This is a genomic window from Sphaerospermopsis aphanizomenoides BCCUSP55 (genome assembly GCF_001586785.1).
Lineage (GTDB): Bacteria > Cyanobacteriota > Cyanobacteriia > Cyanobacteriales > Nostocaceae > Sphaerospermopsis_A > Sphaerospermopsis_A aphanizomenoides_A.
In genome coordinates, this window is the sequence record NZ_LUFH02000005.1 from 1 (window position 1) to 21,546 (window position 21,546).

A 21,546-nucleotide genomic window follows, 5' to 3' on the forward strand; every position below is an offset into this window, starting at 1 on the left:
GTCTCCCCTGCCTCCCCTGCCTCCCCTGCTTTCTTCACTGTCACCTGTCACCTGTCACCTGTCACCTATCTCTCTACTCTGCCGGTTTGTTAGCAGCGCGATTAGCACGAGCTTCAGCGGAATTCATCACTTCAGCCATATTTTCTAGCAATTCACCAGGATAGTTTTCCAAAACTCTGGTAGAAATAGCTACTCTTCCTTTACCTTCATCTAAGTCAATAATTACAGCTTTGACTGACTGACCAACTTGAAAGACTTTTTCCAAAGATTCAATAAATTTCTGGCTGACTTGTTTGATGTGTAGCAAGGCGCTAACACCATCTAAATCTACAAATACACCAAAAGGTTTAATACCAGTTACTTTCCCTTCTACCAACTGACCAACTTCTAATAGACTTAAGTTGCTAGAACGAGCTGCTAAACGTTGGGAAAGGATCAGTTTTTTATTGCTGCGGTCTACTTCCAAAAACCCCACAGACAGAGTTTGACCTTTGAGTGCTTCTAGGTTATCACGCTCGGCCAGGTGCGATCGCGGAATAAATCCTCGCAGAGCAAGAACTTCAACAGTCACACCGCCTTTATTGACACCAGTTACTCGTGCTTGTACCGTTTGGGAATTTTCCTGCATTTGTGCGAGTTTTTCCCAGATGTGCTGAATTTCTAACTGCTTACGAGAAAGAGTAACTTGACCTTCAGCATCCTGTTCCCGGATAATCAAAAACTCTAGTTCCTCATTCATCGGCAGCACTTCCGATAAATTAGTCACTACTCTCAACGCAGCCTCATCGCGGGGCAGAAAAGCAGAGGATTTGCCACCAATATCAACATAAGCGCCATCATGGTCAAGCTGGAACACCTTGCCATGTACGACTTGTCCCTTTTGAAATTGGTAATCGTGTTTTTCTAGTGCTTTGGCAAAATCATCCATTGAAAAGGACGAATTGGCTGTTTGAGAAAGTTTTGATTCGGAATTCATGATTTTTGAAGATAAATTGTTATGAGCAGAAGGAGTTGCAGGAGTTACAGGAGTTACAGAAGTTACAGGAGTTCTTCTTTCTTGATCAAACTCACAAAAAGGAGAAATAGTAACTGAGAATAATCTGACAACCTCTGTTTAACCTCCTAGAGTGGCGGCAAAAAGTTGTTTTACTTGCTCCCAAGCATCAGCCGCAGCTATAGGATTATAGCTGGCGCGACGGTCACAGAAAAATCCGTGATCAGATCCATCGTAGCGAAACACACGATGAGAAATGTTGTGTTTTTGTAACTCGGCGGCAATTTCGTCTACCTGTGCTTGGGGAATACTGGCATCGTTCATCCCAAAAAAGGCGTAAATAGTGCCTGGAATTTCTCTCGTGCGGGTGATGGTAGGTTCTCCACCTCCGGGTGTATGGGTCGTAATCCTCGCACCGTAAAAAGACGCAGTGGCTTTAATATCAGGGAGAGTGGCGGCTAAATATGCTATATGACCACCAAAACAAAAGCCTATACAACCAAAGCTGTCTTTTTTGACTTGGGGTAAAGTTTTGAGATAATTAATAGCTGCTTGAATATCGCTCAATAATTGTGAGGCTGTGGTTTGTGACCAGGCGTATTTTCTCCCCACTGCCACATCTTCAGGGGTGTAACCAGTTTCAAAACCAGGGGCTTGACGTTGAAAGAGTGCCGGAGCGATCGCCACATATCCCAGTTTAGCAATTCGTTCTGTCACATCTCGAATATGAACGTTAACCCCAAATATCTCTTGTAAAACCACAATTCCTGGGTAAAAACCTGGTGTTGTAGGTTTTGCCAGATAAGCATCTATTTGACAATCATCTTGGGAAAGTTTAACCTTGGCGGTGTCTATGGTTAGGTCTGTCATAAGAATTTTTACCAATCTTCCGTGATTTGATCTAACTATGCCAGTATGTTCAAGATGTTGTTAATCAAATCGCTATATTCATTGTGAATTTTAAACTTTGAATTTTGTGCCTCTTTTCCGATGAACTATGTCTAACGCCACGCTTTGCGAACGTTCACGCGTAGTGTCTTTGTTCCAGTCAAGAGTCATCTGCTATATTTTGAATTTCCCTTTGCAGTACAAGTAATATATTTAATAGGTAGTATACACATCTGGTGAGGTGAAGCTACCAGTAATCAGGAGAATTGGTAATGATTCAATTCCGTATTCAGCCAGACAGTGAAATTCCTGCATCCAGCCAACTGTTTAATCAAATCCGATTTGCGATCGCATCTGGTCAATATCCACCCGGATACAAATTGCCCAGCACACGGGCGTTAGCTATGCAAACCGGACTACATCGTAATACCATTAGCAAAGTTTACCGCCAGTTGGAAGACGAGGGATTTGTTGAAAGTCTGGCAGGTTCAGGAATTTACGTCCGCGCTCAAGGTCACGAGGGTGGGAGTAGACTACAGTTACCAATTCTCAAACAATATCCTGAAGCCTACAAAGTAGTCCAAAAAACATTGGATGAATTGCTCAATCAAGGCTGTTCCCTCAATCAAGCACGGGAGTTATTTCTCGCAGAAGTTGATTGGCGCTTGCGTTGCAGTGCTAGAGTGCTGGTAGTAGTACCATCTCAAGACCTTGGTGCAGGGGAATTAATGGTAGATGAATTGGAAGAATCCCTACAAATTCCAGTCCAACTGGTAGCAATGGAAGAATTAGCAGCGGTACTAGAACAAACTACCTCCGCCACATTAGTTACCAGTCGATATTTTATTGGAGAAGTGGAAGCGATCGCTGCACCCAAAGCCGTGCGCGTCATTCCTCTAGATATTCATGACTATGGTAAGGAACTTAACGTAGTCAAAAGCTTACCCAGAGCTAGTTGTATTGGCATAGTTAGCCTCAGTCCAGGCATTCTCAGAGCTACAGATGTTATTCTCCACGGCTTACGCGGAGATGAACTTTTAGTTATGACTTCTCAACCCAAAGATGCCTACAAACTCAATGCCATAGTTAAGCGGTCAGAAATCATCTTCTGTACAGATCAAATCAGTTATTCAACAGCACAAGCAGCAATACAAACATTAGTAGACGACCTCATTCGTCCACCCAAACTCATCCGCTGTGAAAACTACATCGGTTCTCAGTCCATTAATTTGCTGAAACGAGAACTGGGTTTAACCTGACAGTTTTCATTTTGAGAGGTAATACCATTTTGGATTTTAGATTTTAGATTTTGGATTTTAGATTTTGGATTGATAACCGTAGACAATGGAAAACTTTTACCACTGTCACCTGTCACCTGTCACCTGTCACCTGTCACCTGTCACCTGTCACCTGTCACCTATAAACTGGGAATTCTTGCCAAAATGCCTTTTTTTAAAGGTTCTGGGCGTTCTGACCAAGGTAGGACACCATCAGGCTGAGAGTAGTATTTACTGGCACATTCCAACACTGCTTCAGCACAACCTTCAACCGGCAAATCACCGAATAGATAAGTTAACTTGCCTTGACCAGCAAAAGCGACGACACAGGAACGGTTACAAGCACTCATACATTCAACTTCTTTGATGGGGAACTTATCCCGTAAATCCCAATTTTGCGCGACTTGCTGAATTGCTTGTAGAAGTTTTTGACCGCCGCTTTCACCGACACGCTTACCATCTTGCCAAACACTGGCGCAGGTTTTGCACACAAATAAACTATGAGAAGCTACACCAGGTTCACTGGTAGGGGAAAGGGGAGAAATGTTAGCAGCAGTCATCTGTATCCTCGCAGATTTGCACAATTTATAATTATACTGCCAGCATTTTGATTCACACAGTTTTTGATGATATTGGTTGTTGTCACACCGTGCTGGAATCTGTGTCTGTATTCAATTTCGTTAAATCTTTTCTTTCCAGAATAGTTCCTACAAGATTAGCCGCTAGAAGATTAGCCCGTTGAAGATCCGCCCCATGAAGATCTGCCCCATGAAGATTAGCCCGTTGAAAATTAACCTGTTGAAGATTAGCCCATTGAAGATTAGCCCGTTGAAGATTAGCCCGTTGAAGATCCGCCCCATGAAGATCCGTCTCATGAAGATTAGCCCGTTGAAAATTAACCCGTTGAAGATTAGCCCATTGAAGATTAGCCTCTTGAAAATTAGCCTCTTGAAGATTAGCCCATTGAAGATTAGCTTGATAAAAATCTTGATGAATCAAAATACACTTCTGTAAATCTAAAAAACTCAAATAATTTAAGCAAAAAACTTGATTCTTAAAATCTAATCTTTGTCCCCGTAGTCGAGAAATCCACACACCAAAATCTTGAGGAGAATGCCATTTAATCTCGGAAACTTTCTTGGTCACTCTAGCACAAGCATTCAACACAACTAATAATGCTTCTTCTGCATTTCGCGCTTGCCGATTTTCTTCATAAAAATTAGCTAACTTCAATTCTTCCATCGGCATCCCCTCACGTAACATAAAACTAATCAAATTACATAAAGTTTGCTGCCATCTCTCAACATTTTTTAGTAATTGCAACTGCATTTCATCAAAAATAAAGCTAAATAGGTACTCATTGAGAGGAGATGTTCCACACAAAATAGCCCATTGTTTTAAAGCCTCTTTTTCATCCCAGCCTTTACGGCGATTTTTTTGACGTTCTGCTAACTGTTCATGAATAAAATCTAATTCTCGCACTATCCTTCTAGCTGTCAAATATTCACCAAAACTCTTATGAGTAAATTCAAAGGTTTTCTCCTGTTCCCTCACCCCACTCTGACGAAAATAAAAAGCAGTTAATAAACGAGTGATACCTGCTTCTGCTGCTTGCTGATATTCCGCAAAGAGATTTTGGAAATGAATATTATCACTACAAATTTTTTCAATTTTACTAACCGTTGTAGTTCTTCCATCTCCGTGCCAACAAGCCAAAGCAATTTCTTCTAAAACTTCTGCAAATTCTTCCTCATCTTTAATTTTAAATTCTTGATTTATAGGATGTTTTTTATCAGCCCATTTACGTTTGTAAACTGCTTTGAGTAAATCTGCATAAATACTATTCAAATTACTATCTGCGGAAAAATCTACTTCCCCACGAGCAAAACTTAAAGCTACCAAATAATTTAACAAAGGTTGAGCAGTAATTTCTCCTAGCTTACCTTGATTTAATTCAGATGGTAAGCCAGTATATTCTATGCCTTTTGCTTCACCATAACCCTGCCACCATAAATTTCTTTGGTCTGTTTCTAACAATTTTTGGTCATCAACGTAATTATATTTCTCATTCTCTTCTAGAAAATAAGGCAGAACATACAATATTTCTTGTGATGAGTTATCCAATAAACTACTATTTGCTTGAATCGTTAAATTACGTCCAGTAATCAAAACTTGTAACCGAGTTTCCCGTTGATTAAAATTAGCTAAATTTTTATCAACCTTCTGAATAAACTCTTTAGCGACTTCTGCCCCAAGTTTACCCTGCATTGCTAATTCATCTAAGCCATCAAAGATAATTAATAATCGTGATTCAAAATCATTTGCTTGTAAAGGATTCTCTTTAATAAAACCATTACTTACAACAAAATCACCAACAGCATTAATTAAATTATCCGTAACTTCAAAGCGATGTAAGGGAATAAATAAAACTCTAACTTCTCCCTTTCTGGCTTGGTTAGCTGCAAATATTTTGGCAAAGGAAGATTTACCACTTCCGGGACCACCACTAATCACCCTCATCGCATCTTTAGAATCCGCTTTATTTAACCAATTTTCTACTTCTGTTTCTAAATCAACAACAACCTGATCAAATTTATCTTCTTCTCTGCTAAAGGTATCTGTTTTTTTAACTTCAATTTTGCGTTTATAATAAGCCCGCAACGGCACATAAACCTGTTTTAAACCAAAGGCTTCATCAAACATCCTTTCATTAACTTGGTTTTCCAGCCACGCGCTATAAATTTTCCATGCTTGTTGTCGTTCATTGGCTTTAACAAAAGGACTATTCAGGTTATTGATTAAAGATTGATATTTATCACTATTTTTTAACCATTCTTTGTGCAGTGCATAGACAAACTGACCGGGAATTTGATTACTAATAACTTTCGCTTCTGCTGAATTGATACCAAAGCTTTCTAACCATTGAGCAAAAGGTGTTTTAATTGCTTCAACAATTACCAATTTTTCAGGATGATCAAAAAAGTTAATATCAATCGTTATTTCTTGTGATTCTAATTTTTTTAAACATTCCTCTAAACGATGATTAACTATTATTTCAATATCTTTATTATCAGCATCTTGTAATAAATCTTTTCTCTCTTCTGCTAAAGTCCACATTGCTTGAATTAAAGCCCGAAAAATTAACACCCAAGCAACTTCTCCAGGTTCTTTACCTAACCCAACTGCTGCGGCAACTTCCACCAGATTTTCTGGTACATTACCAAAATTCATCACAGCCGCATTTGCACCAGCTTTGGTTACTGCTGTAAAAAAACTTCCGAAGTTAAAGTTAATGTTTCTATTTAATAATGCAACTGGCTTTTTGATGAGAATTCCTGATGTGTCTCTCATATTTCAATACTTTTGATGTGAAAGCTAAAAATAAATATTTAGGTGGACTGAATTAAAAGAAAGCAATATTAAAGCTGATAATACAATAAATCCCCAACTCTTTTGATAAATCGGGGATTTTGCTTCTCATATTTTTATTACAGAACATTGCAAATCAATGAGGTAGAGAATCTAAATTCAAAGCCAGACACTAAGACAGTTTTACTCCTGACTCCTGACTCCTACCTCTTCTCAAAATCTTAAACCTACACCACCTTGCAAAGATAAAGCTGTACCTCCACCATTGCGATAGGCATCAAAAGCAATAATCGCGTTACCAAAAATCACTGTATTGCTATTAGGAACAACGTAATCAATTCCTGGTTGCAAAGCAAAACTAACTTTATTACCCACAGGGGAAGCAGTATCACCACTGGTTAATACCATTCCAGCACCCAGGTAAACATCAGTTTGCCAATTGATAGGCAAATCATAAGAAACAGTCGGTACTATAGCCGTACCTTGACCAATTAAAGCTTGAGCGCGGAAAGAAACAGGAGTTTCTAGCAATTTGTAGCGAAAAGCCAAAACTCCACCCAATTGGGTATCCTCACTTAGTCCCACAGTCGGACCAATACCCACATAACTACCATAAGCGACTTGAGCTTGTGCAGGTTGATTATTGATCACCAAACTACAAATCGCACCAGTACCCAGAACTGAAGCTACAGAAGCTAAATATTTAAGAGACTTCATCACCCTACTACTCCTGACACCATTGATATAGATATGTTATCTATATTACTCCTAATCTGAATTGGTGATTGGTGACTGGGAAAGAAGGAAAAAGGCAAGAGGCAAGAGGCAAGAGGCAAGAAGCAAAAGTTTTTTAATTTTGACTTTTGATTTTTGATTTTTGACTTGATGCCTCCCCATCTCCCCATCTCCTCTATCACCTGTCACCTGTCACCTGTCACCTGTCACCTGTCACCTGTCACCTAAATACTATGGACAACGGGAATGAATACCGCCCTTAGTACAAATGAAAGCTAATTGTTGGGCATCTAAATTTTTAGCTTCGCTAAAATCTACACCTTGGACTATAGCTGCTTGTGAACCGAGATCGGAAGTTTGGACAAATTGATCGTTTGGGTCTTGTTTACCAGGAAACAGAATCGTACCTTGAAAATCTGCCCCCTCCAAATTTGCCCCCCGTAAATCTGCACGACTTAAATCAGCATTTCGCAGGTTGGCGTTTTTCATGTTGGCAGAACGCAAAACCGCACCAGATAGACGTGCTGCACTAAAGTTAGCATTGCTAAGATTGGCATTATCTAAATAAGCTTCCGATAAATCTGCTCCTTGCCAATCTGTGTTGGTTAAGTTGGCGTGAGATAATTGTGTACCAATAGCAGAAACACGACCTAAATTAGCAGCATACAAATTTGCTTCCATCATTTTTGCATCGCTGATGTCTGCTCCTGTAAGAATTGCGTCTTCTAACATTGCCTTTTGCAAATCGCTACCAATCAGTTGGCTACTACTCAGATTAGTGCCTACTAGACGAGCATTAGACAAGTTAGCTTTATTGAGGATGGCACGGCTTAAATCGCTGCGGTTCATCAACACACGGCTGAGATTAGCTTCGGTGAGGTTAGCTTGCTTTAATTGAACTTTACTCAAATCAGCGATCGCATCATCATAAGTATCCCAACGTCCATCTTCACCGACACTGCGGAAGCGACTAGCTTTCAAACTAGCTTGGTTCAGATTGGCAGATTTAAAAATAACTCCAGATAAATCAGTATTGTCTAGTACCAATTTAAATAAAGAATTTTCCTCTGAGCTTTTTGAACCCAATTGGGCATTGCTCAAATCTATGTCATGAATTTTGCCAGTATAAACAGAGAGAATTTTATTAATTGCCTGTTGGTTAAGACTTAACTGCTGTTTTCTTATGTCTCGGAAAGTGCTGACTGATTCTATTTCTCCAGCCAGAAACTGATTCATGCGTTTTAATTCAGGAATAGCTTTGGGTCCAATATTGGTTAAGGCTTGCTGGAGAGTATCTATGATGCTGGGGTCAGTTTCCTTCACTAGTAAATCAACCAGGAATTTGATTGATTGTGTATCGTTTATACCACCTAATGCCAGAATTGCTCTCTGGCGTTCTTCATTGCTGGCACCAGAGTTAGGATTCAGTTCCTTTACTAGTTCCAGAAACTTTTGGCTGTTAATTTGCTCGGTTTTTCGTAGGCTTTCTTGACTTTGAATGTATATTTGTGTACCTACTAAAGTTGATAATACCGCAATCATGCTTGTTACCCCAACCACAAATAAGGTGAAATTGGGGCTACGGCGGATGAGGTTTGTGGAAATAGGCTGCTGACTAGAGGTGTTTACTTGCTGTTGATTTTCTGGCTGTGACTGTTCAGTAGCTTCTGGAGGAGTTTTTACCGATTTGCTACTGTCTCTAGCATCTATAGTGTATGTACCTGCTAACTGGTCATGGAAGGCACGACGACGCTTTTGGGCAGGCCAGCCCATTCCTTCTCCTAGCACCAACAATATAGCTAAAAATGTAAATAAACCTAAGTTGGGAAACGCAAAGCTGTAACGCCATAACAGATAGGCAACGGAAACAGGAGCCGTCCAGCGTCCTAAACCTTCACGCACAACCACAGCCCCAAAACCAGGGGCTTGACCTTCTTCATTAACTACGCGCACACCAAACCAACGCTTGGGAATGGTGCTGCCCGTTTTACCCAGTAAATACAACTGCCACCCTGAAAGGGTAATAGGTGCTAATAGGGCAATTGTCCATAAAAAATTAGTGGGACTAGCGACATTATGAATACCATAACTAACTGGTAGAGCTAAAGGTCTGGAGATCGCTCTTTCTGTGACTACCAACACTGGATTTAAAGGTACTCGGTTCAGATCGCTGCGAGAATTGGCATAAACACCTATGCCAAAGGGAACTAACCCACTGGCAACTACTAATGTGATTTCCACTGCCCAAGCGGCTAACCGTCTTGTTCCCAGAGGCAGGGAATTAACTTTTTCTGGTTTTTGGGACTGACTCGATTGATTGATATTTCTCCTGACAGTTGGGGTCGTCATTGCATAATTCCCTTTGACTTTATGTTTACGCCAATCTCGGCGCGGTTAAAATATAGCAGCTATCAGCTATCAGCTATCAGCTATCAGCAGTAAAACCCTCTTGCTTCAAGGCTTTGTCATTCAATTTTGCACTTGGAGCAACCTGCAATATCCTGTAACTAACTAGACTATTGCTTACGTTGAAAGCTATTAGACACAAAAAATTTGTATCCAACATACACCAACAATGCCAACAGTGCCAGACTAATTACGGATGCCACCAGTTTAAATACTGTTTGCAGTATCAACAAGCCTACAAATATCGCTACACCTGCAACTGCCAGCTTGTTCATCCCTGATAAACCCTGAAACCAAATTTGCGATCGCTCTAAATATTGGTTTAATTTGCCAAACCCAGACGGTTGTGTCTGTTTTTGCGTCTCTCCTGGGGTTGAAATTGGGGAAAATGAATTAATTTCAGCCTCTAGCTGTTGGAGGCGACGCTGCAAGTCTTCTTCGGGTAGAGGATTCATAATTTTTGACCTCAGCTAGGACACTTGTTTTACAACCAAACAACCAAATCTTTTATTTGCTAGTTGTGTTAGTGATTTTAGCTAAAAAGGTGATTATACAGCAGCTTTCAGCAGTCAGCGGTCAGCAGTCAGCAGTAAAACCCTGTTGGTGCAAGGCTTTGTCATAAAAATTTGTACCTTATTGACCTGCAATATGCTGTAACTTGGGTATCAGCCAGATTTTTCTGCTAACTTCCTGTGATTTCAGGATATTTTAATGTTTAGTCACAAACTCATTCAATTTGACAATAAAAATTTATACTTTTTCTTTGGGAACAAAAACGGATTGTTTCTGTCTAGGAAGATTATCAGAATATATATCAATATATTGCTCCATCGCAGTCGGGAGCATTAATTAAAATGAAGACTTTAAGGTTATTGATCCTTGTTCCCGCAACTTTAACAATGAGTTTGCTATTTAACCAGCCTAATGTAGCTCAAACTCCTGTTATTCAAATTAATAAAAACCTCCCTCAAGACCCGCTGGTTATCAATGGTACTTCGGCGGGAACACAGCAGAGTAATTGCGGGAATATTCCTGCTCAACCTAGTCAAGTGATTCAAGTTACAGAGTCACTACCTTACTTGCGATTAACAGTTGAGAGTCAAGGTAAACCAACATTACTAGTGGACGGTCCAGGGGGGCGCTTTTGTGTGTTAGCAGATAATTACACTAATAATAAACCAGAAATGGCTGGTTTCTGGCAACTTGGACGATATTCACTGTATATAGGCAATTTATCTTCCGGACAATATAATTATTCCCTTTCAATTTCCCAAGAAAAGAAATAGTAAAGGTCATTAGTCATTAGTCATTAGTCATTAGTCATTAGTCATTAGTCATTATCAACTGACAACTGATAACTCATTAATCTTCCAGTGATTTAGCTGGGACTTCAATGGCTGTAACATCAATTGTACCGTCTGGTGCGAAGCGGCTAAATTGACTGTTTGTTACTGATAGTTGTTCTCCACAGTTTGGACACTGCAATTGAGAGTTGTTTAAACCTGTTAATTCAAATCCGCAGACGGGACACTGACCTGTAACTAAATTACTTTGTAGCCACCAACGAAACCCGAAAAATGCTATTACTGGTGTTACTAACAACAGCCCAAAAATAATTAGCAGGGAATTAACCAACCAACCTAAACCTAATGATGCTAACAACCAGGCCACCGCTAACAAAGTGAGCCAAGGACGGAGTTTATCAAGATTAAATTGCAAGTTTTTTAGGCTCATTTCTCAAATTTCTTTTACTATAGTTTTATCTTAGTCATTCGTTAGTTAGTTGGTTGGTTGATTGGAGCATTTGTTGTAACCGTTGTTGAAAAGCTTCTATTCCGAAAATAGCGATCGCTTGCTCTCGTAACCATTTACCATCACAACGTTGCTCCTGACCTTGGAGAATTTCAATACAAGCTGCTGCCACGGTATCGGGGTTGCGGTGTGGTACTCTCCATCCTAGTTTACCATCTTGTAAGGGGTCGGCTGAACCATCATCATCACCAGATAATACTGGGACACCACAAGCCATTGCTTCTAGATAAACTATGCCAAATCCTTCTTGGGAAGGCATAATATAGGCATCGGCTAGACGATAGTGTAACATCAATGCTTCTGTAGGCACAAAACCAGCAAAAATAACGCGATCGCTCACACCTAAATCTTGTGCTAACTGAGCTAATCTTGGTTGGTCATCACCACGACCAATCACTAAATATTTTACCTCTGGAAACACTTGAATAATTTGCGGTAAGGCTCGAATTGTCACATCCACACCTTTGTAAATATCTCCAGACCACAACCGCGCTACTGTCATTAATACCTTGGCATCTTTTAAACCATACTTCTCAATTAGTTCTGGTGCTTTGTCTCCAGGAGTAAATTTATCCCCATCAATAGCACAAGGTAGCATCTGTACTTTTTCGGGGTTGATACCATTAGCAGCACAAGCTCTGTCTCGACTATAACGGCTAATTGTCCAAATTGCTGAGGCTGAAGCTAAAGCATTTCTTTCTGTATTTTTGAGAGTTTCCCAAACTTCTTTCCCATAGGTGAGTACAGTATAGGGAATACCCAAAGGTTGACATAAAATCTGTATCAGTCCTGCTAACTTAATATGACCACAAAAAACCTGTTGGGGTCGTTTTTGCAATAGATATTTAAACAAAGCTAAAGCTAATTTTAGTCTACCTATGGTGGGAGACTTACTTTTAAAATAATGAAATTTTAAATTCTCTGACTCAAAAGGATTAACACAATCTGGACTATCCCGCAGTAAAAAAACTTCTGCTTTACAAGTTGGATTTAATCCTTGATAGGCAAGGAAAATATCCTTCACATAGGATTGAATTCCACCTTCCAAAGTAAAAATTTCTAAAAACACAAATAAATGATTATTTGGCACTTTATTAATTGGCATTTGGTAATGTTATTTTTTCTGTTCAGCTTGTATTAATGGCTTAATTTTACCGTTCTCTAAATTTTCCAAATCGGTTTTTACCATGTTTTCCAAAAGTTGCTCAAAACTTACTTGCGGTTCCCAACCCAGATTTGTTTTGGCTTTAGCGGGGTTAGCAACAAGTTGAAAATGTTCGTCTGAGCGCAATAAATTAGTATTCACAATTACGTATTTTTGCCAATCAAGTCCGACAGCATCAAAAGCTGTGCTAATTAATTCTTTTACACTGTGGAGTTTACCTGTACCAATGACATATTCTTCCGGTTCGTCAACTTGCAACATTCGCCACATAGCATTAACATGATCTCCGGCAAAACCCCAGTCCCGTTTAGCATCTAAGTTGCCCATTTCCAAGGTTTGAGCTAAACCCAATTTAATTGATGCTGCGGCTAAAGAAACTTTGCGTGTCACAAACTGAGGAGGACGTAAAGGAGATTCGTGATTGTATAAAATACCACTACAAGCAAATAAACCATAACGCTGTCGGTGATGTACCATCGTCCAGTGAGCGTGTAATTTTGCTGCTGCGTAGGGATTTTTAGGACGGAAAGGGGTTTCTTCATCTTGGGGAGCAGTAGTTACATCACCAAACATTTCTGAACTGCTGGCTTGATAAAACCTTGTAGATAAACCAACTTGCCGAATTGCGTCTAATAATCTGGTAGCAGTACCTGTAATCAGATCGAGAGTTCCTAAAGGATCATGCCAGGAATCAGGAACGAAACTAGGAGCAGCTAAATTATAAATTTCCTGGGGCTGTAGTTGTTCAACAGCAGTTAATAAACCTGCATAATCCCTTAAATCAACGGTGTAAATTTCTACTTTATCCGCTAGGTTTCCTAATTTTGACAAGTTAGGTTGTCGGTGGGGAGATACTAAGCCGACCACTCGATAATTTTGGTGAAGGAGTAAATGGCTCAGATAGTAGCCATCTTGGCCTGTAATACCTGTGATTAGGGCTGTTTTTGTCATAGATATGGTGTTTGATATGACAGTTTTAGTCTACTGAAATTATGTATCTAGTATATTAAGTATTATTTTTACAGGCAAATTAGCTTTTCAACTAGTAAGATTTCGGAAATTTATTAAACATTTCTTAAAGATTTATCAGTATATTTAATTTGACAGTTTTTTTTAAAGATTTGATTAAATGGATAGCCAGCCCAATCTTTTCACACCTGTTCAGCTTGGCCCCTATATCCTACCTAATAGGATTGTTATGGCTCCTATGACCAGGTTAAGAGCAATTGATAGTATTCCTAACTCGTTGATGGCGACTTACTACGCTCAACGTGCCAGTGCAGGGCTAATTGTCACAGAAGCGACAATGGTGTCTTCACTAAGTTTAGGCTACATGAACTGTCCGGGTATTTACTCAGAGGAGCAGGTGGCAGGATGGCGGTTGGTGACAGATGCAGTCCATGAACAAGGGGGCAGAATTTTTCTGCAAATATGGCACTCTGGCAGGGTTTCCCATCCATCGTTATTGGGAGGAGAGTTACCTGTTGCTCCCAGTGCGATCGCCGCAGTTGGTTCGTTACATACACCTGTTGGTAAGGTGTCTTTAGAAACTCCCCGTGCTTTGGAAACTGAGGAAATTCCCGGCATCGTTGAGCAATTCCGCCAAGGGGCAAAAAATGCTTTAGCTGCTGGTTTTGATGGTGTGGAACTGCACGGCGCTTTTGGTTATTTAATTGACCAATTTTTACAAGATGGTTCAAACCAGCGCACTGATGAATATGGTGGTTCAATTGAGAACCGCAGTAGGTTTCTCTTAGAAGTGGTGGCTGCTGTCACTGATGTTTGGGGGGGCGATTGCGTTGGTATTAAACTTTCACCAAGTAATACATTTTACGGAATGCAAGATAGCAATCCCCAAGCCACTTTCGGTTATGTAATTCAGGCGCTGAACTCCTTTGGACTGGCTTATCTACACCTAATGGAGCCTAATGAACTTGATTTAAGTACCCGTGAAGTGATCAATCCTGTAATTAATGAATTTAGACCTATTTATCCAGGTACTATCATTACCAATGGTGGCTATGACCGGATTACAGGCGATCGCATTCTCAGTGATGGAAATGCAGAATTAGTCTCTTTTGGTAAGTTATTTATCTCCAATCCAGACCTACCAAAACGCTTACAACTTAATACCGAATTGAATGCCCCAGATCCCAAAACATTCTACGCTCTAGATGCTACAGGGTATACAGATTACCCATTTTTAGAATCTTAGAATCTTCACAAAATTATCTAAATTTCGGTAGAAAATCAATAAACTGACCACCGTTTTCAGTTTTATAATTGTCGAGAGCAGCTAAAAAACTGGGTTATTAAAGATAGACAGAAAAAGGTTGTATAAAACCTATCTAATATCTTTTTAGATATCGACTCAGCTATCCTAGTTTAAAAGTCTGTTTTTCCCATTAAAAATCATTTCGCAGGCACACACAAATAATTATGGATTTGTCAAACTTTACTACACTCCAAAACTTAGAATCTGCCTTCGGTGGTGAATCGATGGCAAATCGCAAATATCTGTTTTTTGCCAATGTAGCAAAGAAACTGGGTTTTTCAGACTTAGCAAAACTTTTTAAAGAAACAGCAGATCAAGAAACTGAACACGCCTTTGCACATTTCGAGTTATTACATCCAGAACTAGTAGTGAAAGATCCAACTAGTTTAACTGATGAACAAAAACGGGAAATTGTTTCTCGCTGTTTGTCTTTAGCAATTGAAGGCGAAACCTACGAATACACTACAATGTATCCTGAATTTGCTGCTGCTGCTCAACAAGACAGAGACAATCCCGCAGCGGAAGAATTTCTCAAACAAGCACAAGAATCTAGCGAACACGCTAATACATTCCGCGCCGCAGCCCACCGCTTTGGGTTACTAAAATTCATCGAAAATTACCACGCAGATCGTTACGCTGAAGCGTTGGAAGTATTAAATGGAGGACAAGCTGTCACCAGAGTAGCAGGTGAAGATCCTCAAACTCAAAAATGGATTTGTAGACAATGCAGCATGATTTACGATCCGGTTGTGGGTGATCCAGATTCAGGAATTGCACCTGGTACACCTTTTGCACAAATTCCCGACGACTGGAGTTGTCCTATTTGTGGTGCAACTAAAAAGACTTTTAAACCGCTAGAGGAAAAAGTTGCTGCTTAAAAAAGGCAGGGTGTAGGGTGTGGGGTGTGGGGAAAGCAGGGGAGAAAAGAGTTATTTAATTTTGACTTTTGACTTTTGACTTTTGACTTGATCTTACCCAATGCCCCATGCCCACTTGCCAAAAAATTTACTGATAAATAAAACTTAATCACGTACAAAAATTACAATACAAAATTATTATTTTTACCATTCCACAAGCAAGATTAGCTATTTCTGTATTAACCGAAGTATTTCTCAAAACTATGTAATAAAAATATCATCATAAAATTACAAATTCTTTGATAAAAAATCAGCAGATGCGTGTTAAGGTTTTAATTCCGTTGTCTTCCCCTAGTGCTTCAGACCATGCATCTGCATTATTTACTCCCCCAACATCTTGAAGAATTAGTCAAGAGTAGCTGTATAGATTTACACTTAGCGCGAATGAATTTTATCTCGCTTCAAGGTGTGAATGCCTATCAGTATCTACTCATATCTGAACAACTCCCTCGCACTAATACTGGCATGATTAAAAGTGGGTTGTTACAACGTTATAGCCATATTACAGCAGGAGGTTGGTGGTGTTCTGGAAGAGACCCCCTCAATAATTGGCACAAGATGGAATGGGGATGTTTTAAACCAACTCAACCCCGACAAAATCAAAACGGTAAGTTGATTAAATATGAACATCCTCCCAGCACACCAATGCGAGTGTTTTGTCTGAGAGTAAATCAGCAAATTTGGCAGCAAGTTTCCCAGCGTTACAATATTCCCATGCCTCACAATATCACCATTGCTGATGACGGTGAAGCAGAGGGTTTTTGGCAATGGGTAATGGAATATAATCTCTCAATCATTATTTGTGAAGGGGCAAAAAAAGCAGCAGCTTTATTAACACAAGGTTATGTGGCTGTTGGTATTCCTGGAATTACTAGCGGTTATCGAGTTTTGAAAGATAACTTTGGTAAAGTTTCCCGTCGTCAATTGATACCTGAATTAGAAGTTTTTGCTACTAAGAAGCGGAGAATTTATATATGTTTTGATTTTGAAAATCAAGCTCAAAAAATTGCTGCTGTCAATAATGCTATTTCCCAACTTGGTTGTTTATTTCAACAACAAGATTGTCCGGTGAAAGTTGTGGAATTACCAGGCACAGAAAAGGGAGTTGATGAGTTTATTCTTGCTAAAGGTGCTACTTATTTTGAAAAAATATATCGTCAAAGTGTAGATTTAGAAATTTACCTCGCTCAAACTAAACCCCATAGTCATTTAACCATTAATCCGGCATTAACTGTTAATCAACCTTATTTAGAAAAAATACCATTTCCTACTTCTGGCTTAGTGGGAGTCAAATCAGCTAAAGGTACAGGTAAAACGACTGGACTACAAGCCGTTGTGACTCAAGCCAAAAGTCGTAATCAACCTGTTTTATTAATTACGCACCGCATTCTGTTAGGACGGTTTTTATGTGAAAAAATCGGCATTCAATGGGGAGTTAATCAAGAGATATGGACTGGAGAAACACAAGCAAATTTAGCAATTACCAAATCCTTTGGTTTGTGTATTGATTCTCTTTGGAAATTGCATCCAGAAGACTGGCAAGGAGCGATAGTTATTTTAGATGAAGTTGAGCAATGTCTATGGCATCTGCTTAATAGTAATACCTGTAAACATAAACGAGTAAAAATTTTGGGGTTTTTTCGGGAATTGATTTCTACAGTTCTCACAACTGGAGGTTTAGTTATTGCTCAAGATGCGGATTTAACAGATATTTCTCTAGAATATTTACAAGGTTTAGCAGGAATTAAAACCACACCTTGGGTACTTGTCAATCAATGGAAACCCAAACAAGGTTGGGATGTCACTTTTTATGATTCACCTAACCCCACACCATTAATTCATCAACTAGAATTAGATTTAATTGCTGGACGTAAATGTTATGTAACTACGGATAGTCGTACAGGACGTTATAGTTGTGAAACCATTGAACATTACCTCAAAGAAAGATTACAGAAATTAAGAAAGAAATTTCCTGATACTTTAGTAGTCAGTAGTCAAACTACTAATACACCTGGTCATGCAGCAGTTGATTTTATTTCGGCAATTAATCAAAAAATTACTGATTATAATACCGTATTTGTCACCCCTAGTTTGGGGACGGGAATTAGTATTGATGTCCAACATTTTGACCGCGTTTATGGGATTTTTCAAGGTGTAATTCCTGATGCAGAAGCACGTCAAGCACTAGCAAGAGTAAGGGATGATGTCCCCCGTGTTGTCTGGTGTGCAAAACGTGGTATAGGTTTAATTGGTAGTGGCAGTACAAGTTATCAGTTACTATCTCATTGGTATCAGGAAAATCAAAAAGAAAATTTAGCTTTGCTAAGTCCTTTACATAAAATAGATGTAGATTTACCTACGGTATATGATCCAATTCATTTACGAACTTGGGCGAAATTATCTGCTAGAGTCAATGCTTCCATGCGGTTATACCGTCAATCACTACAAGATGGTTTGATTGCTGATGGACATAAAATTATTATGCGTAGTAATGAGGTTCATAATAATATCATTCGAGATTTACGCTTGGCCTTTTTTGCTACTGATTCCAGCGACTCAGAAACCCGCAAACGTTTAATTATGGAAATTGTCAAAGTCCAAAAAGATTGGAATCAAAGTCGTCATAAAGCTAAAGATATTAAACGCAAAATCAAAGAAATTAAACAACAAAATCAATTATTAACTGCAAAGGCTGTAGCGACAGCTAAGGATATTGATTATGTAGAATATGAGCAGCTATTGGCTAAACACTCTCTCAGTCATGAAGAACGCCATCAAATCAATAAATATATTCTCAGAGATTTGTATGGTGTGGAAGTAACTCCGCTGCTAAAGTTGCGTGATGATCAAGGGTATTATGGACAATTGTTAATTCATTATTATCTCACTCATGAAAGTGAATATTTCCATACCAGAGATCAACAAGAATGGCATCAACAACTACATTGGGGTGGTGGAAAGGTTTTTTTACCAGATTTAAAAACTTATACTCTCAAGGTTGAAGCTATGCGTGCATTAGGAATGCTACAATTTTTGGAAACAAGCAGGTTATTTAGGGAAAGTGATCCTGATTTAATTTGGTTAAAGAATGTTGCTGTGCAGAGTAATAAACATATTAAACGAGCATTAGGTATTGATGTGGTACAAGGAAAAGAAGTTATTTCTGGGATGAAAATTCTGGGCAGACTTTTAAAGCTATTAGCTTTGAAGTTGCAGCAGGTAAATGATGTTTATCATATTGATCCAGAAACTTTAGATGATGGTAGAAATGAAATATTTAAAGTCTGGCAGCACCGTGATGATTTACGATTAAACCATTTACATGGTATTAGTGATGAAGTGAGAATTCAGCCATTAGAGGTCATATTGACTACTGACCATTAAATACTTGCAGGGGTATAAGAGTGTGGAGAAAAAAATAAATTCTTACTCCTGTTGTTTGTCTTCTGTCACCTGTCACCTGTCACCTGTCATATATGAATGCTGAAGAATTAATTCAACTGGGAGTAAAGAAAAATTTACATGGAGATTATGAAGGTGCAATCGCATTTTTTAACCAAGCTATCCAACTAAATTTCAACTTGGTTGCAGCTTATTACAACCGTGGTAACTCCTACTTGTCCTTAGAAAAATTTGACCAAGCGATCGCAGATTATCAACAAGTAATCAAACAAGTAAAAGAAAATTCTCTTCAACCACCCGAAAATATCAATTTAGACATTGCTAAGGCATTTCATAATCGGGGTTTAGCTTGTTTTCAACGTGGAGATAATCAAGCTGCTATTGCAGATATCAACCAAGCTTTAAAATTCTCTCCAGATTTTGTCGCCGCCTATAGTAACAGAGGTAATATTTGGCATATTCTTGGTCAATATATAGAAGCTATTGACGATTATAATCAAGCCATACAATTAAATCCCAATCTAGCAGCAGCCTACCATAATAGAGGTAATAGTCACTACGCCCTCCAACAATATGAAGATGCGATCGCCGATTATAATCAAGCATTAAAAATTAATCCTAACTTTGCTGAAGCCTACTATAATCGCGGTTTAATAATGTCTCATCTTCAAGACTATCAAAGTGCGATCGCCGATTTTACCGAAGCAATACAACGCAATTCTGAAGATGTTCAAGCTTATTATCAACGGGGTTTAATTCATAGCACTTTAGGAGACTATAAAAACGCCATTCAAGACTATAATCAAGCATTGCAAATAAATCCGACTATGCCTACAGTTTATGGCTTACGGGCTAATGCACGTCGCCATCTAGGAGATTATCAAGGGGCAATTGCAGATACCAATAGATTACTACAACTTAATCCCCATCTGGTAGAAGGATATTGTGATCGCGCAGCTTCTCATCGCTTCTTAGGAGACTATCAAGCAGCTATTAAAGACTATAATCAAGCATTACAAATAAATCCTAACCTAGCAGACGCTTACTATGCTAGAGGAGACATTTACCTACATCTGGGAGACATTCAAGCAGCTATTAAAGATTTCCAAAAATCCGCTCACCTCTTCTACCAACAAGGAAACAAAATATACCATCAAGAAATTGTAAATGTAATTACCAAAATTCAGCAATCCCCAGCATCCTTTTTGAATCATCAATAAATGAGGTGTAGGGGTGTAGGGGTGTACGGGTGTACGGGTGTACGGGTGTACGGGTGTAGAGGGTCTTCTATTAATCTTACCTATTCCCTATTCCCCATTCCCTATTCCCTATTCCCTATTCCCTATTCCCTATTCCCTATTCCCTATTCCCTATTCCCTATTCCCTATTCCCTATTCCCTATTCCCTATTCCTATTCCCTATTCCCTATTCCCTCTTAACTGTCACCTGTCACCTGTCACCTGAATAGCCGTAATTGTAAAAATTTCCTAAGACTATGTATTAATCCAATACAGTACACTACCTTAGAAAGTAATAAACTTTATCTTAAATATCATGAATTGTCCAACTTTTATTCAGTATCTGGGAAAACTTACGGGCTGCATTTCTCCAGTACTGTTAATAGCATTTATCTTACCTGCACAGCTGCTGGCACAACCATCACCAGTCAAAATCAGTCTTAAATTCCCCTCTGGAGATTCCAGAGGCACACCAGCATCTACCATTGGAGGAGGAAGAAGAGGAGTGTCCTGCATCAACTTGGCCACAGGAAAACCTTCTGTCACAGCCTTAATGCCCAAACGGAATAATAAAAGTCTAACTATTTCCGATAGTCCGACATTATATTTTTACGTGCCACAAACTACAGCAACTACTGGAGAATTTATACTCAGAAACGACAAAAATAATGATATTTACAACATCAGCTTTGAACTTCCTCAGAAACCAGGAATCATTCACATCAAAATACCTCCTACAGCCAAGCTGAAAACAGGCAAAGCATATAAATGGTACTTTTTACTTGTTTGTGATCCAGAAGACAGAAGCAGCGATGAATATACTGAAGGAATAATTGAACGCACAACTATCAGTTCATCCTTGAATAAATACTTCCAGCAAGCTAAACCTCTCAAACAAGCAGAAATTTACGCCAAGAATGACCTTTGGCCAGAAACCATCACCAAGGTGGCGCAGTTACGCACCCAACAGCCAAAGGAATGGGAAGAACTGTTGAAATCAGTTGGGTTAGAAGTAATAGCCAAAGAACCTCTGCTTGAGTGTTGCCAACCAAACCCTCAACCTTAATA

At 39.2% G+C, this 21,546-nt stretch carries 17 protein-coding genes; 7 read left to right on the forward strand and 10 right to left on the reverse strand.

The genetic code is table 11. The annotated features are described in order from the left end of the window. Positions 1 to 73: 73 nt before the first annotated feature. Both A0J48_RS02065 and A0J48_RS02070 read right to left on the reverse strand, forming a co-directional pair. Positions 74 to 976 carry a S1 RNA-binding domain-containing protein gene (locus tag A0J48_RS02065; protein ID WP_200319861.1) on the reverse strand — a complete coding sequence of 301 codons (903 nt, stop codon included), beginning with the start codon at positions 974 to 976 and terminating at the stop codon, positions 74 to 76. A gap of 138 nt (positions 977 to 1,114) precedes the next feature. After that, a complete protein-coding gene (locus A0J48_RS02070) occupies positions 1,115 to 1,864 on the reverse strand; it encodes a dienelactone hydrolase family protein (protein ID WP_200319863.1) in 750 nt (249 codons plus the stop codon). A gap of 290 nt (positions 1,865 to 2,154) precedes the next feature. Here A0J48_RS02070 and A0J48_RS02075 point away from each other — a divergent pair, with 290 nt between their 5' ends. Next, positions 2,155 to 3,141 (forward strand): GntR family transcriptional regulator, encoded by a 987-nt coding sequence (locus A0J48_RS02075; RefSeq protein WP_200319865.1) that lies wholly within the window; start codon positions 2,155 to 2,157, stop codon positions 3,139 to 3,141. A 158-nt stretch (positions 3,142 to 3,299) separates the two neighbouring features. Here the strand turns inward: A0J48_RS02075 and A0J48_RS02080 are convergent, their stop codons facing one another. From A0J48_RS02080 to A0J48_RS02100, 5 genes are all read right to left on the reverse strand, one after another. Continuing rightward, positions 3,300 to 3,719: a DUF1636 domain-containing protein gene (locus tag A0J48_RS02080; protein ID WP_200319867.1), complete on the reverse strand. Its 420-nt coding sequence runs from the start codon at positions 3,717 to 3,719 to the stop codon at positions 3,300 to 3,302. Between the two features lie 82 nt (positions 3,720 to 3,801). Continuing rightward, complete coding sequence (locus A0J48_RS02085) at positions 3,802 to 6,510, reverse strand: pentapeptide repeat-containing protein (RefSeq protein WP_200319869.1); 2,709 nt, start codon at positions 6,508 to 6,510, stop codon at positions 3,802 to 3,804. A gap of 231 nt (positions 6,511 to 6,741) precedes the next feature. After that, positions 6,742 to 7,245: a hypothetical protein gene (locus A0J48_RS02090; RefSeq protein ID WP_200319871.1), complete on the reverse strand. Its 504-nt coding sequence runs from the start codon at positions 7,243 to 7,245 to the stop codon at positions 6,742 to 6,744. Positions 7,246 to 7,494: 249 nt separating this feature from the next. Then, complete coding sequence (locus tag A0J48_RS02095) at positions 7,495 to 9,612, reverse strand: pentapeptide repeat-containing protein (RefSeq protein ID WP_200319873.1); 2,118 nt, start codon at positions 9,610 to 9,612, stop codon at positions 7,495 to 7,497. A 167-nt stretch (positions 9,613 to 9,779) separates the two neighbouring features. Next, a complete protein-coding gene (locus tag A0J48_RS02100; RefSeq protein ID WP_200319875.1) occupies positions 9,780 to 10,124 on the reverse strand; it encodes a hypothetical protein in 345 nt (114 codons plus the stop codon). A 399-nt stretch (positions 10,125 to 10,523) separates the two neighbouring features. On the opposite strand from A0J48_RS02100, the gene A0J48_RS02105 reads away from it, so the two are divergent. Continuing rightward, positions 10,524 to 10,955 carry a hypothetical protein gene (locus A0J48_RS02105; protein ID WP_200319877.1) on the forward strand — a complete coding sequence of 144 codons (432 nt, stop codon included), beginning with the start codon at positions 10,524 to 10,526 and terminating at the stop codon, positions 10,953 to 10,955. Positions 10,956 to 11,031: 76 nt separating this feature from the next. Here the strand turns inward: A0J48_RS02105 and A0J48_RS02110 are convergent, their stop codons facing one another. From A0J48_RS02110 to A0J48_RS02120, 3 genes are read right to left on the reverse strand one after another with little or no spacing between them, the layout of a single operon-like run. After that, on the reverse strand, positions 11,032 to 11,403 hold the full coding sequence (locus A0J48_RS02110; RefSeq protein WP_200319879.1) for a hypothetical protein: 372 nt from the start codon (positions 11,401 to 11,403) through the stop codon (positions 11,032 to 11,034). Between the two features lie 34 nt (positions 11,404 to 11,437). Beyond that, positions 11,438 to 12,586, reverse strand: coding sequence for a glycosyltransferase (locus A0J48_RS02115; protein ID WP_200319881.1), 1,149 nt, complete (start codon positions 12,584 to 12,586; stop codon positions 11,438 to 11,440). Between the two features lie 9 nt (positions 12,587 to 12,595). Further along, positions 12,596 to 13,597, reverse strand: coding sequence for a GDP-mannose 4,6-dehydratase (locus tag A0J48_RS02120; protein WP_200319882.1), 1,002 nt, complete (start codon positions 13,595 to 13,597; stop codon positions 12,596 to 12,598). 178 nt (positions 13,598 to 13,775) lie between these two features. On the opposite strand from A0J48_RS02120, the gene A0J48_RS02125 reads away from it, so the two are divergent. The 5 genes from A0J48_RS02125 to A0J48_RS02145 all read left to right on the forward strand — a co-directional run bounded on the left by A0J48_RS02125 (position 13,776) and on the right by A0J48_RS02145 (position 21,544). Further along, positions 13,776 to 14,861: an alkene reductase gene (locus A0J48_RS02125; protein WP_200319884.1), complete on the forward strand. Its 1,086-nt coding sequence runs from the start codon at positions 13,776 to 13,778 to the stop codon at positions 14,859 to 14,861. Between the two features lie 224 nt (positions 14,862 to 15,085). After that, entirely contained in the window at positions 15,086 to 15,799 is a 714-nt protein-coding gene (locus tag A0J48_RS02130) for a rubrerythrin family protein (protein ID WP_200319886.1), read from the forward strand. Between the two features lie 345 nt (positions 15,800 to 16,144). Then, positions 16,145 to 19,222 (forward strand): plasmid replication protein, CyRepA1 family, encoded by a 3,078-nt coding sequence (locus A0J48_RS02135; RefSeq protein ID WP_200319888.1) that lies wholly within the window; start codon positions 16,145 to 16,147, stop codon positions 19,220 to 19,222. A 92-nt stretch (positions 19,223 to 19,314) separates the two neighbouring features. After that, entirely contained in the window at positions 19,315 to 20,460 is a 1,146-nt protein-coding gene (locus A0J48_RS02140) for a tetratricopeptide repeat protein (protein ID WP_200319890.1), read from the forward strand. A 334-nt stretch (positions 20,461 to 20,794) separates the two neighbouring features. After that, entirely contained in the window at positions 20,795 to 21,544 is a 750-nt protein-coding gene (locus A0J48_RS02145; protein ID WP_200319892.1) for a DUF928 domain-containing protein, read from the forward strand. The last annotated feature ends 2 nt before the right edge of the window (positions 21,545 to 21,546 follow it).